The sequence below is a fragment of the Marinilabilia sp. genome, assembly GCF_016278715.1.
Classification (GTDB): domain Bacteria; phylum Bacteroidota; class Bacteroidia; order Bacteroidales; family Marinilabiliaceae; genus Marinilabilia.
This window is the reverse complement of record NZ_JADQBH010000043.1, coordinates 1-15,153: the sequence shown is the minus strand read 5'-3', so window position 1 is coordinate 15,153 and position 15,153 is coordinate 1. Positions and strand designations below refer to the sequence as shown.

At 42.5% G+C, this 15,153-nt stretch carries 7 protein-coding genes; 3 read left to right on the top strand and 4 right to left on the bottom strand.

The genetic code is table 11. The features are described from left to right. Positions 1 to 461, bottom strand: a 461-nt coding sequence (locus QZZ43_RS03095) for a carboxypeptidase-like regulatory domain-containing protein (RefSeq protein WP_291856153.1), incomplete at its 3' end; no start/stop codon positions are given. Between the two features lie 347 nt (positions 462 to 808). Here QZZ43_RS03095 and QZZ43_RS03090 point away from each other — a divergent pair. Beyond that, positions 809 to 5,197, top strand: coding sequence for a hybrid sensor histidine kinase/response regulator transcription factor (locus QZZ43_RS03090; RefSeq protein WP_291856151.1), 4,389 nt, complete (start codon positions 809 to 811; stop codon positions 5,195 to 5,197). A 175-nt stretch (positions 5,198 to 5,372) separates the two neighbouring features. Here the strand turns inward: QZZ43_RS03090 and QZZ43_RS03085 are convergent, their stop codons facing one another. From QZZ43_RS03085 to QZZ43_RS03075, 3 genes are read right to left on the bottom strand one after another with little or no spacing between them, the layout of a single operon-like run. Then, entirely contained in the window at positions 5,373 to 7,460 is a 2,088-nt protein-coding gene (locus tag QZZ43_RS03085) for a TIM-barrel domain-containing protein (RefSeq protein ID WP_291856149.1), read from the bottom strand. A gap of 34 nt (positions 7,461 to 7,494) precedes the next feature. Further along, positions 7,495 to 8,274 carry a hypothetical protein gene (locus QZZ43_RS03080; RefSeq protein ID WP_291856147.1) on the bottom strand — a complete coding sequence of 260 codons (780 nt, stop codon included), beginning with the start codon at positions 8,272 to 8,274 and terminating at the stop codon, positions 7,495 to 7,497. Beyond that, positions 8,240 to 9,733: a hypothetical protein gene (locus tag QZZ43_RS03075; RefSeq protein WP_291856146.1), complete on the bottom strand. Its 1,494-nt coding sequence runs from the start codon at positions 9,731 to 9,733 to the stop codon at positions 8,240 to 8,242. The genes QZZ43_RS03080 and QZZ43_RS03075 overlap by 35 nt, the downstream gene beginning before the upstream one ends. Before the next feature lie 708 nt (positions 9,734 to 10,441). Here QZZ43_RS03075 and QZZ43_RS03070 point away from each other — a divergent pair. Together QZZ43_RS03070 and QZZ43_RS03065 are read left to right on the top strand one after the other, a co-directional pair. Further along, positions 10,442 to 11,170, top strand: coding sequence for a DUF434 domain-containing protein (locus QZZ43_RS03070; RefSeq protein ID WP_291856144.1), 729 nt, complete (start codon positions 10,442 to 10,444; stop codon positions 11,168 to 11,170). Between the two features lie 1,125 nt (positions 11,171 to 12,295). Further along, positions 12,296 to 15,153: hypothetical protein (locus QZZ43_RS03065; protein WP_291856142.1), on the top strand; the 2,858-nt coding region annotated here is incomplete at its 3' end.

Sequence of the window (15,153 nt, the reverse complement as noted above, 5' to 3'; positions counted from 1 at the left end):
CCGGCAACAGCGCCCTGGATAGATTCCAGCGGACTGGTAGTTCCCTTTTCGGTAACCATATCGGCATCCAGACTACCAACCGAACCTGTAAGGTCTCTTTTGCTAACGGTTCCATAACCAACAGCTACAACCTCATCCAACCCAATAATGCTTTCCTCTAACTGAGCATTTATCCTGGTTTGGTTTTCAACGGGCACTTCCATATCGTTGAACCCGATAAATTTAAAAACAAGAACAGCCTCATCCGGATTGTTAAGGGACAATTCATAAATTCCATCCCCATTAGTAATGGTTCCGGTAGTTGTTCCTTTAATAATAATGTTTACCCCCGGTAAGGGCATTCCATCCAAAGCAGATGTAACCGTACCTCTCACCACATGTCCTTCTTGTCCCTGTGCCAGACTAAAAACAGCACTTAGAAACAATAAGAAGCACAATCTTAGAAAATTGTTTTTTTTCATAATTTCTTTTAAAATTTGGTTAGACATTTGTGGGTTTTGCAAAATGAAGAGTCTCACTTAGAAACTGTGAGTTAACAACACTCAAAATCACCTCAGCAAGATATGCCTTAAACAACCGGGGAGTAAGGCGCAAAATATCAGAAAATGTGTTTTGAATTGTTAACTTTTTACGGGGTCATTTTATCAAAACGCTTATTTTCTGAATATTAACAACCAGACACCCACTTAATAAAATTATATAAAACCAAAAAAATGTTGCATTTTTGTAAACACCCTGAAGTACGAATTGGGCAGAGACTTTACTTAAGGAAGCATTATAACTGACCATTAATTACTCGGAAAAAAATATGTCGAAAATCAGGTTCATCACTGTCATTTTAATCCTCTATTTTTCAACACCATCAACCTCTTTGGGACAGGAGATCTTTCGGTTTGAGCACATCAGCACACAGGAAGGATTATCTCAAAACACTGTATCAGCGATGCATTGCGACAAAGATGGTTTTATTTGGGTGGGAACCAACAATGGTCTGAACCGATATGACGGATATAATTTTAAAGTTTTTAAGGGAAATGATGACGACTCAGGAATGCTTATCAACAACAGAGTCACCGAGATCTGGCAGGACGAACAGGGATTTATCTGGTTTATGACCCATGACGGTTATTATCATTATTTCCACCCTGCCTTGGAAAAAATCCATACACTACCCAAGTACCTGGAGGAAGTTTCTGATGACAATTTAATTATAACCGATTTTGAACAATACAATAAGGATGAAATTTGGCTGGGATTGAAATATCAGGGCGTTTACCAGCTCAAAATGAACAACGATCAACTCAACTATCAGGTTACGCATTTTCTTAATCGTGGTCAGTATGCGCTGTCAAACAATGATGTTTCGTTTGTAAAAAGAGACAGCACAGGTAATTTATGGATTGGTACTCACAGGGGAATCAATTTTGTAGCAAAAAAGGATATGGAAACCGGGACTCCGACATTCCAGCACTTCCTAGTTGATTATTCGTTCACAGCCTTTTGCGAAACCAAAGACCAGATATGGCTGGGCACAAGCAGCAATGGCATCATTATAAAAGAAAAAAACAACAACCTCTTTCTCCAAATCAATCAGGAGAATACTTCGGCTTTAATAAACAATCATATCACAAAACTTTTCCTCTCGGAAAAGGGACATATCTATGCCGGATTTCGGAATGGTGGATTAATGCAATATGATTTTTCCAGAAAAAGATGGACCCTAATCAACACCGCCGGAAAAAACATTGACAAGATTTATGAAGATAAACACCACCAAATCTGGATTACAACCGAAACTTTTGGGACAGACCGTTTTAATCCGGACAACAACACGACCACACATTACAAACTATCGCCTCCTGCCAGAGAAAACTCTACAGACCTGGAGCGGCACGTGTTTTTTGAAGACAACAACAACAATTTCTGGATAGGTCTGCATGAAGGTGGCCTTGCACTATACAACAGGGCTGAGGATCATTTCACATTTTACCTCAATGACCCCAAAAATCCCAATTCTATAAACTCAAATATTGTAGCAAGTATCATCCATGACCATTCCGGACAACTTTGGCTGGGAACCGGACAATATCTGGGGGGAATCGAACGGGTAATTCTAAGAAATCCGGGTTTCAGACATGTATTACCGCAAACTGACATAAAGGAAATTTCGGACAATGTAACACGGGCGCTTCACGAAGACAAAAAAGGACGCCTATGGGTTGGAACTAAAGCAGGACGTTTACATGTGCTGGATTCACTCTACAACCAAGTAGCTGTTTACAACGAATTTATCACAGATGCCGAAGTAGTTTCAGGTGCCAACATCTATTCCATTACAACCGACTCAGAAGGCTATTTATGGCTGGGCACAAAGGGTAAAGGTTTACTGGTGAGCCAGCAACCATTAAATAAATACTCCGATCCTGCGCGTGTTGAGTTTCAGAATTATCAACACATTCAGGCCGACTCCACATCACTTACCCACAACAACGTTTATTGTATTGTAGAAAACGATGAAAACGAAATCTGGATAGGCACTTATGGAAACGGATTAAGTTTGGTAAAAACAAAGCCGGACGGGACCCGATACTTCAAAAACATTCACAGCCAAAACAGCACCCTTGGGAGCAATATGGTACGTAATATTGTTTTTGACTCTCAGGATCGTATGTGGGTGGCGACAGGTTTTGGGTTGTATATGCGCGACCAGCATAAGAAAGGCCCTTTCATAAGCTTCTTCTATACTCCCGGGAATGAACAAAGCCTCAGTTACAACGATGTCATTCATATTTTCGAGGATTCTGACAGGGATTTATGGTTTGGAACCCTCGGAGGTGGCCTGAATCAACTGAAAAGCATCACCGATTCAATGGCCTCCTTTTCACATTTCAATAGCGGTAACGGGTTAGCCAACGATGTGGTGCTTGCCATGCAGGAAGGAAAGCCGGGACAAATCTGGGTAAGTACAGAAAACGGCCTGAACCGAATTAACAAAAACACCGGGACCATCGAAGCCTTCAACACCAACAACGGATTGAGTTTCAACATGTTTATGGAAAACACCTGTCTGAAACGCAATAACGGAACCTTATTGTTTGGCGGTTACAAAGGCATTGAGGCGTTAAAAAGTGATGAAATCAGGATTAAGAATTACAGTCCCAAAATAGAACTGACAAATTTCCAGTCATTTAACAAAGATGTATCGACACTGGTTCCAAATTCGCCCCTTGAAAAAACGATCACTTATACCAATCACCTGACGCTGAAACATTTTCAATCCAGCTTTAGCATCGAATTTTCGGCGTTGGATTATCAGGATCCCGGAATTGTCCAATACGCCTATTACCTTAAGAATTTTGACAACAACTGGAACCAGGTCGGCAATCAAAACAAAGCCACTTTTACCAACCTGCCTCCCGGTGATTACATTTTTAAAGTGAAATCGACCAACCGCATGGGAGGCTGGATCGAAACGCCCCGCGAATTGAAAATTACTATTCTGCCCCCGTGGTATAAAACAAATTGGGCTTATCTGGGCTATTTCCTGTTATTCATTGCATTTATGGCAGGAATTCGAAAGATTGTTATAAAAATAAACAGGTACCGTAACGAACTCACCATCGAAAAAAGAATTAATGAGCTCAAACTCAAATTCTTCACCAATATATCGCACGAAATCCGGACACCACTGACCCTGATCCTCGGTCCTCTGGAAGATATAAAAAGCAAAACACGTGAGATATCTCCTGAAATATACAATGAGCTCCGGATTGTTCATAAAAACGGGAAACGGATGCTCCACCTGATCAATCAGCTCCTGGACTTCAGAAAAATCCAAAACAATAAAATGCGACTGAAAGTGAGCCGGTTTAATATCGTACAGTTCTCACGTGAAGTTTTTGACAGTTTTGTCCCGATGGCACATCACAAAAGCCTGAAGTTCACATTTCATACGGATCAGGAAGACACTGATATATGGGCTGATGCAACACAAATGGATGTAGTGCTTTACAATATTCTAAGCAATGCAATAAAATTCACCCCGCACGGGAAGAAGGTCACCTTTAGCATTCAACACTCCAACCACAAAGAACTAACCATTTCCATTACGGATGAAGGCAAAGGCATTCCGGAAAAAAGCCTTCAGGATATTTTTTCCCGCTATACAATTCTCAGTGATCAGGAAATGTCGGGAACCGGAATTGGTCTCTCACTTGCCTATGAAATAACCCGTTTGCACGGGGGGCAACTGTCGGTCGATTCCAGAGAAGGCAGCGGCAGCACTTTTAACATTACCCTTCCCATTGGCAAACACCATCTTGCAGATAGAACTGACGTAGATTTTCTTGAAGAAGATACGCCTCACTACCACCCCGTTACCGAGGATACTTTTGATCCACAGGAAAACGGCCAACTCTCACGCGAAGAAGATTCATCGGCCAATAAACCTGTCGCACTTATTATTGAAGATAACCCTGAAATACTGGAATACATCTGCCAGGCCTTAACGACCAATTTTAACACTTTCAAGGCGCTTAGTGGAGAAGAAGCCCTGAAGCTCCTTGAGAAGATACATCCCGATCTCATTGTTACAGATGTTATGATGCCGGGAATGGATGGTATGGAACTAACCGAGCACTTAAAAAAGGACTTTGCCACCAGTCATGTACCTGTTATTATGCTCACTGCAAAAACAGATATTGAAGATCAGATAACGGGACTGCAGTGTGGTGCCGATGCCTATCTTCCCAAGCCTTTTAATACCAAACTACTAAAAACTGTTGCACTAAATCTCATAGAACAGCGCAAGCGAATCATTGCAAAATTCAGAGACAACAAGACCATTGACCCGGAAACGCTGAAAGTAACCAGCAAGGATGAAGAATTCCTTCAAAATCTTGTCTCCTTCATCCAGGACAACTACTCGAACGAATTCTCCATTGAAGAATTGGCCGAACAACTATGTGTCAGCCGCACAGTGTTCTACAACAAGGTTAAAGGCCTCACAGGTATGAGTCCGGTGGAATTTGTACGTCAGATTAAACTCAAAATTGCCGCCCAGCTTTTAACGAAGGGTTACAACGTTTCTGAAGTATCTTTCAAAATCGGTTTTAACGATGTGAAATATTTCAGCAAACAGTTTAAAAACTTATTTGGGTATCCGCCCAGCAAACATAAAGAAGAGGAACCTTCGTAGAATTTGTCTTTGTATTAGTTATTTCATCATTTGGGCTGCCACAAGCTACTGGTTACCGGAGTAAACAAATATTTCCGGAAAATGCCACTCCTCATTTCAATTTCGAACTTCGAAATTATCAGAGAACTCAATTTCCGGAAATGTAATAAATGCTAATAAAGACCAAACTGAGGACTTAAAACGCATTTTTCTCCAACGCAGACAAATCGGGCTTTTCTTTTGCAATTGCCAAAGATTCATTGTAGAGCTGCTGAATGTCTCCAAGGTTCACATCAGCCCCCTCTCTTGTAAAGATCGGAATCTTATGCAATGGCGTTTCCACCTCAATCCACCGGCCACCTTCATATACCTCTTTATCAACACTCCACACGTCCACCCATTTCACCCCTTCGGGAAGAAACAAGCGATGAGAAGTCTTTCCTTTTTCCCAAAGGGCAGAAACAAGGATATCATCACCATACATAAACGTTTGCCAATCGTCCCAGGCCTCCTGTTGCTCAGGAAATTGTAAAAACAACGGCCTGGCCATAGGCATTCCTGTTTCATTGGCCTCTAAAGCAAGGTTATAGCTGTAATCGGCCAATTGGGAGTGAATTTTTGCATAAAGTCTCCAAATGGCAATTAACTCCTCATCATATCCGGGCTCGGAATTCATATTCCAGGGAGCCACATCCTCAGTGGGACCAACCTCCATTATGGGATTGAAAGCACCAAATGCCAACCAGCGGGCAAAAACTTCACGATCGAGCTCCCCCTGCCAGTACCCACCGATATCGGAACCCCACACAGGGAAGCCAATCACTGAACTCCGCAAAAGAGCAATGATGGCAGCTCTCAGTCCTTCCTGTGGTGAACCAATGTCTCCACCCCAAAAAGAGGTATATTGTGAACTCCCGGTATATCCGGCACGAGTAAGCAAAGCAAAATCATTACCATGGATTTTCTGCGCACTCTCGTTTACTGTTTTGGCATATAAGACAGGATAATCATTCCGAACCTCACGGGCAGTTCTTCCATCAGCAAAATAAACATCACGCGTTTCAGGAACCAACTCCTCCGAACGGTCAAGTTTAAACCCGGCAACACCCTGTTTTAGGAGCTTTTCAATACCATTCTCCTGCCACCATTTACAGGCTTCAGGATTGGTAAAATCAATCAGTGCTGCCGTGTCGGGGTCGATACCCCCTGCAGGCCCTTTAATTGGAATAGAATATCCCCTTTCATTGGCTACCTTTTGCATATCACCTACCACCCAGGGAGCAATCCACAGCATAAATTTGACATCCCTCTCCCCGAGCCAGTCAATCATCCCTTCGGCATTGGGAAAACGTTCAGGGTCCCATTCAAAATCAGCATATCCATACACCCCTTTGGCCCAGGGGCGATCGACCCAATAAACACCACAAGGAATATCATAAGCCTCCATCATCAGAATATCCTCAACCAACTGACTGTTGTAAGGAGAGCTAACCGAAGTACCATCGTAATACTGTTCTTCATGCACATGATTGTCGCGCCATCGCCAGGGCTCAAAAACCCATTTAGGCGGAACCAATACCGGCCCGGCATTCAAAGAATGTTGCTGAACAATAGCGGCCGGATTATCTGCCGTATAAAAGGTGGCTGAAAATGAGGGCCCTTCAAATTCTATACTGACCAGATTGGGAGTTGTTTTACAAAAATCATAGTGTCCCGGCCAGGTTCCTTCCACCAACATCCCATAATTGTTGGATGAAAGGTAAAAAGGAGTGTACAATGAAAGTGTTGGCTTGATGAGCATATCCACGGCCTCGCCCCTTAAATTCATGGCTGTCTGAATTCCTTCTTTCCACGATTCGGTCTGATTTCCATCCACGGTTCGTTCAAACAGCCCGGTAAAATACTCATCATCAGAAGCATTTAGGCCCAGGCCCCACTTCAAAATGTCCTCTTCAGCATCCGAGTTCATAGAAAGATGGTAAGAATCAGCGTTGACTTCGACCAACAGTTGAACTTCAGCCTCCTCAAGATTCCATTTTGCCAAATAGGAAGAATCCGTCCAGGTTTGCTGGTCTGGAAGTTCGTTAATCCAGTTCCGTCCATTTTTTGTTTCGAAATAAAAAGCCCCCTGATCACCTGAAATAATGAGAGGATTTGAAAGGTTTTCGAACTCAAGTTGAATTGACAGGTTCCCATCCTCATTTAAGAAGGTTTGACCATGCCTGGGCGGTTGGCAGGAGTAAGCCAACAGCAAGACTGTAAAAATTACAAGATATTTTTTCATTGGTATTAAATTTATTTTCTACAATTTCCAAAATCTAAAAGTCAGGATTCAGATTCTCCCATTTTACATCCCATGTTCCATCACTGGGAAATCCCGGGTTCTTTATTTCACATCCTTCCCATCCGGCACACATCAAAGCAATGGTTTTTAGAAAACCTCCGTTTCCGGGAAGGTAAATTTTCAAACGATCATCCTGATAATTGTGTCCGTTGTTCAGATAAGTGTTTTTTTGAACATCCATTAACAGAGCTTCAAGAGCTATCTCGGGCTCATTCAGTCTTGTAGCGCACATGGCCACCATTGAATAATCCCATCCCCAGGTATGTTCCCAATTCCAGTTCTTCATTATTAAATCCAGGGTATTCCGCATAATTGCAGTATCCACCTTTTCCCAAAGAGGCAGCATTCCGTATGTTCCCAATGCCATTGGATGATCCCGCATATTCTCCGGATCTGAATATGAATCAGGCGCATTTCCAATTCCCAGATACACACTATCCATTGATACCGGAGCTTTTATTTTAGTCCGAACTTCTTCCCACTTTTCATCGGGCCCCTCCTGTAAGCGTTCCTTCCATTTTTGGGCTATCGACAAGCCCCAATGCCAGTAGGCCAACTCGAAAGGAGGATTTTCTGTGGTTTCACGATCCCAATGTTCCTGAGCCGGAATCAACGGAGGTTCAAGGTGGTAAGTATCTGAAACCTCATCATAAACGGCAAAGTCGGCCATGAAATCAGCAGTAGCAAAGACCAGATAATCATATTTATTAAGTGTCTCTTCAGTTGGATTTGGCCTGATACTGCTGTTCGGCAAGATAAATCAAATGTGGTTGCTGCCAAATCAGGTAAGAACCGATGGAGGAAGGGCTGTTTAACCCATCAGGCCCTGTCATCTTGGGCCATCGCACCCCTTTGTACCCCTGTAATCTGGTAAAATCAACGGCAGTCCGGTAAATATCACTGTAAAACCCCAGTTGACCTTCAACATAATCAGACCTTTGCCAGTTGTAGTAGTGAGCACTATGCCACCAAATCATTTCCAGATGAAACTTTCCAAACCAACTATTAAAGACAAGGCCCGTTTCCTGTGGCGGAAGATTCCCTGAACCGTTTATCTTTGTCAGATATTGAGACAAGACGGTACGTCGCTCCAATTCCTCCGCTCTGGGATCGGTACATTCTGAAAAATCAACAGCTCCGCCTGATGTCCAGAATTTCTTCCATTCTTTTTCATTATTTTTTTCTGTTTCTGCAAACCCCGGAATATCGACATCCTCTTCAGACGCTGAAAATAAGCAGCTAAATTCCAATGCCGACTGGCCTGGTTTCGGCGTCAACAGAAAGCGGTGCGCAGCAGTTTGCTCAAAGAGGGCCTTTCCTTTCCAGTTGATATCGGCAAAGTATTCATCTTTATCGAGAATACGCCTGATTGTAGCATGTCCGTCCTCGTTGGCCTGCAACAATGAATTATGCTTATCAGGCTTACTTAAATCATACCCGGGACCTGTATGAACCGGCGCCCCGTAAGGGAAAAGCCATTCAACAGATAGCTGTTGAGACTCTATCAGCGGAGATTCTATTTTGGCTGAGATTAAATCTTTTTCCTGATGAACAAAAAGTCTGACGGTGACAGATTGCCCTTCTATTTCAAACTCACTGCGAATCCCGCCCCGCCATAAATTGAGCTGCTGTTTCGGGCCTTTCACATCATCAATCAGAATTTCTTCACCATTGGACTTAAATATTTTCAAGCGAATAATGCCCAGGTGAAGACGATGAGGATTGGAACGAAAATAATCTGCCGCTTCCATAGCGCGGGGCGACGACTCAATCTGGTCCTCGTAAGGAACCTCCCGTCCCTCTACTTCATGATAACTATAAGTCTCTTTTCTTTGATACTCGGGAGCATTGGCAATACTCCTGAAATGAGGTAAAGATTGTATATGATGGGGAAAATCTGTTCCAGCATATTTTTTGTTAGGGATGGTATGCCACCCCCAGTTGGACATGGTTCCCAAAGGAATTCCATTCTCATATTCCTGATAAAAAGTCTGAAGCCCTGTAATATCGGCGGTAAAAGCAAAATTACCGTTGCCAACCGACAATGGTGTCATCAGGTCAAACTCTTCAACCACAATGTTGTGACGATTAACCAGGGCAAAGCGATCAATTTTATTGGTCTCCACCGATGATTGACACGAGGAAAAAAATAAGGAAAAAAAAAGAAGTGTAAAGGAGATAAGTATGATATCTAATTTACGGTGGTAATGCATATCAAAATAGAATTTAAATCGAAAATCAGATTAAAAATAAGAATATAAATCAGATATCCTTTAAAATTAATAAAAAGGTATTCATAAGAGCAACCTCAACAACCTAAGCCCTACAAGTCTTTCACTTTCTTTATTGCGAACCTGGAATCACCTTTTCAGCGGAAACAGCACAGAAAGCCTCCTGCTCTTTTGAAATACCTTAATAAAAAATCAACACGCCGACAGTAAAACGGACTGGTCAAAAAAACTTCTAGACAAACTTTAATCACATTTGTCTTTTTTCAATAATAATTTTCTCTTAAAAGACAATAGTTAATTTCCAAAAATAACAACTTAAAAACTCGCCAGCAATGCACTTCTTGGCACAACTTTTTAACTTTCTGACACTTTCTTACAATGCAAACGGGGAAGAGTTGGTCAAAGACGAACTATATGTCCATCAACATTAATCACTACATAAAAGGTTATCACCATTCAATAATTCCTCATCTCCAATAACATAAATCAATCGTATAATAAATCCACTATTTTATGCTAAATTGTATCACAATACTCCGTTATCCCGAAGCTTCGGGATTAAATGCCTGTTAGTGAGCAATTTGCACAATGCGCAACATTTATCACAATTCTCTGATAATAAAAACTTTGCGCCTTTGCGTTTAGACTTTTTTTAACGAACTGTTGTATCAAATTCAACGCATTTTTCTCATGTCTCACGACAAACGAAAACACCGGGGACCAGGACCAAAAGACCACCACCTTTTTTCTTCGGAACAGGTTATTATCCTGAAAAACGCTGCAAAAGATTACTGCTGGTTACTGGACAAGGACTATTCTGCCAAAGCTTCTCTTAAGTTGGTGGGCGATAAATTTAAACTACAGGAAAGACAAAGAAAAGCCCTTGACCGATGTAATCAACCGCACAGTCTGGCTGAACCAATCAGACAAAAAGAAATTAAACAGCCCGACTCCATCAAGAACCAAATTGTTATTATTGATGGTTTCAACCTGCTGATTATTCTGGAATCTGCCCTTAGCGGAGCCCCGTTATTCAAAGGCAGAGACTCGCTAATCCGTGATATCTCCGGGCTGCATGGATCCTATCGAAAAATCAATGAAACACCCCAGGCCATTGAATTGGTGGCTGACTTTTTTAAGATTTATCAACCGTCTCAGGTTTTTTGGATTTTCGACAGACCGGTAAGCAACAGTGGCAGGCTTGCAAATCTGGTCGCTGAAATCGGTCGAAAAGCGGGCATTAGGTGGAGCACCTCACTTGAAGACCAGACCGACAGCAAAATTGCACAAGCCGACGGAATTGTCATCTCATCTGACTCTCAAATCCTTTTTCAATGCAAAAACTGGTTTAACCTTTCTGCTTTCCTAATTGAAAACAAAGTTTCTGAAAGATGGATGATTGACCTCTGGAATCCGTGATACTTAAAAAAGATAATAATGGAAAAAACATGAGAAAAACAAACAAATACATATAACTGGTACGACCCGCACTGGGGGTCAATTTTCATGTAAACATTTTAACATCTATAAACATTTGACCCACTTCGGGGTCATACTTCTATAATTGATAGAATCTAAGCAAATCCATTGGCAATAAGAAACCCATCGAAGATCACACTTCTATAATTGAACGAATCGGAGCCTGAAGGGCTCTTATGTTTATAGTAGCCCGCAAAGTATAAGATACCAACGCTGAAAGTGTCGTATGCTTTAGTGATTAGATATTTCTTTTCAAAATGAACAAAATTTAAAATAGACACCCACATTTGGAATGAGCCTTTGTCGGTGACCCCCCCCATGTAATAGCCACACTTACAAACACTTAACTCACTTCAGAACCATGCTTTTATATTTGATAGAATCGGAGCCTGAAGGGCTCGTATGTTTATAGTAGTCCGCAAAATATAAGATACCGACGCTGAAGGTGTCGTATGGCTTTTGTGATTAAACATATCTTTTCAAAATGAACAAACTTTAAATTGGTACCCACATGTGTGATAAGCCGACACGATAAACCATATCACTTTCATCCTCTCCATTGTTCCGCTTATCCACAAGAACGAGACATTCGCCATATTTTTCTGAAAGCCAGACACATTACACCTAAAACCCGGTAACATATTTTTTATCTTTGACGTTCAAATGATATGAGTGACCGGACTTCGGAAAAACCGAACCTTTCAGACAGTTATTACTTCGGTTTCACTTTTTTGACTTTATAATTTTTAAGGGCCATAAATGCGTACTCCGGTATTTTACCGGTAAGTGCATTGAATTGTCATACTCTGAAGAGTTTTTATTAAAACGACAATATTATGAAAAGGGCCCAAAAACTTCAAACAACTGAGAGACTTCACGTTTTTCAACGATTCTCCTTATTAAACATTGAGACTTATTTTTTTAAGAAAAGATTGCTTCGCTTCACTTGCGATGAAACAATCTCATTTTTTCCTCCGCTGAAAATGAAATTTTTTTCCCGCAATAGAAAATTATCCTCGGTAGCATAACCCCTAATTTGACACCATACCCTAAAGACCACATACTATGAAAAAACTTCTACTCCTAATCATTTTCCTGACAACATTTACCGCGACCTTTGCCCAGGAAGGCACCAAGCAGTTGATGCCAAATTCCAATGACCGGCTTTTTATTGAATTTAATGCTTTTGATGGCAATAATTTCGGACTATTCAATGCCAATGAATACGAACGCATCAACATTTACCTCAATGCAGGTGAAAAGATGTTTTTCGGGATGAAGATGGTTTATGACAATTATGGAGGAAATGTACTTACTGATCCAACTAAAGTGTCATTTAGAATTACAGATCCGGATGGTGATAACGCTTTCGTTCATTCATGGTTCCCAAGACAATATCAAACAGGCTTCATTGATAGTTACGCTGAAGCAATTAATGGGCCAAACGGAACAATGCTAAATGGCACTGAAATAAGTAATGGTTACGAACCTCTCTCGTTTACGGCGAACAAAACAGGAAACTACTATATTGAATTTCAAACTCATGACTGGCAAAGAAACCGTTTCGCCCTCGAATACTTCGATGTAACCGTCACCAACAGCGAAAACAACATCATAACCAATCCCGGTGAACCCAACAAATCGGCCGGTCGATTGTGGTCTTACGGCTGGCAGCTTACCAATACCAGTTTTAATCAATACCCTGTAAACGCCAACTTTTACGTCTTCACTTCGGATGAATTCATCAACAAGGTCAACTTCCGGATGTATCCCTATTCCTTCGTTTTTGTGGCCAACAAATTTGGCATCACTCCCTATTCGGAGGAAAACTACATCAAGAGAGTACAAAGTATGGAGGGTGACCAGGTAAGTGGAGAGAATCTCGCCGAGTATAAAGTTTTTCTGAACGACCCCGACCGCAGCGTGTGGCCCAACACCCGACTGGCGCCTCCCACGGTACAGGTAAAAGCTGAGGACCAGCTTTATATGGATTACCAGTATAATCGGTACCCTGCATACAACGATATTGACAGAGGCACATTGCTTTTGGAGAAAAACAACGATGCCTGCCCGCACGAAGACATCACCTTCTTTAGCATTGAAACTAACATCGACGGCTACACCGCCATCATGCTCGACCTGGATAAAGACGGAGAGTATTCGGCAGAAGGCAGCGACCGGGTAATCTACCGGGAGCTAAAAAAAGGTCTCAACTATGTACTCTGGGATTTCAAAACCGATGGTGGAGCAGAAGTAGCAGATGGAGAATACTCTGCATCAGCAACTTTCTTCGGACGGGGACCTGCCCATTTCCCCATGTATGATGTGGAACAAATGGATGGTATCACTACCTCATCCATCCGTCCATTCAACCGTCTAAACACCACCATTTACTGGGATGATAGTCAGATTACAACATGGGGAGACGTTGAAGGGCTTGGCAGGATGGATGCAACCAGCCAAAAACAACTCAAAATAGGTCAAAACACTCCAAGAACCTGGATTTACGATGGAGATGACAGGCAAAACGTTCCTCATAACGGTGAGGTAAATACCCTCAACACCTGGTTCAACGCCATTGATTTGGGGTACAACGACATCGTTTTTGAGGTGGCACAAAGTGACACCAAATGCCTCAACGGAGAAGCTCCCTGGGTGGGCGACGTTTACAAAGAGGGCCCAAAAAACAATGACCTCGTATTTGAATCAGCAGATTTTGACCCCAAATTTTCGCATCCTGCAGGTACACAGTTCCAATCCATCAGAATCACCTCACTGCCGGAAATCGGAGAGCTCCGTTACGATGGAACCTCCATCTCTTTACCCCTTACTGTATCACGAAATAACCTTACCAACCTCACCTATACACCCCCCACCGATTGGATTGGAAAAACACCTTTTACCTGGGAAGCCTATGATGGCACACTTTGGAGCAACAATCAGGAAGCCGTTTACTGCATCATCAACTCTGCCCCTACCATTACAGAAATTGAGGACCAGGTACTCTGTACCAATAGCGAAACCCAGCCCCTAAACTTTACCGTAGGCGACGACGACACCGCCCCCGATGAACTTACCATCACCGGTTTCTCGGCCAATCCGTCTGTGGTGCCTCACAGCGGAATCGAAATAGAGGGAACCGGAAGCAACCGCACGGTTACCATCAAGCCTGTGCCTTACGAATCGGGACACGCCATCATTTACCTGATGGTGGAAGACGGCCTCAGTCAGACCATCGAAGAGTTTGCCGTAACCATTGCTCCCAGCCTGCAGTTCTCGGGCGACACTTCTCTTTGCGTGAACGATCCGCTTCAGCTTATTGCCGAAGAATTTGGGGCTGACAGTTATTCCTGGAGTTTCGACAACAGCATAGTATCGACAGACCGTACCGTTGAACAAACATCCGGCAATGTTAATTATGGCGAATGGTCACTCTCCATCGAAAAATACATCGAAGAACACGACATCACCTGTACCTCAACCCGGGATTTTAATGTAACCTACTCTCCAAACACCAACTTCACGGGTGACCAAAATGTTTGTGTGGGAGAAACAATATCCCTGGTTGCCGACGAAGTGAATGCTATTTACCAGTGGCGAAGAGACGGAACCGACATCGAATCGCAGAACACCGGAACATTTTTTAAGGAAGCTGCCCTTGCAGACAACGGCAACGACTACACGCTTTGGGTGAACAAAGATGGTTGCCAGTGGGAATCCGACCCTTTCGCCATCTCTGCAGTGGTGATGCCTTCCACAGGACTCACCATAACTCCCGGAATCGTTGACCCGGGACGCGACGGTGAATTTGTCATTAACAGCACAGAAAACGGTTTTCTTTACAAAGCTTACTACGAAGGTGCTGAAATTGCATCTGCAACCTCAACCGGAGGTAAACTTACCATGACCATCCCGGCGGAATA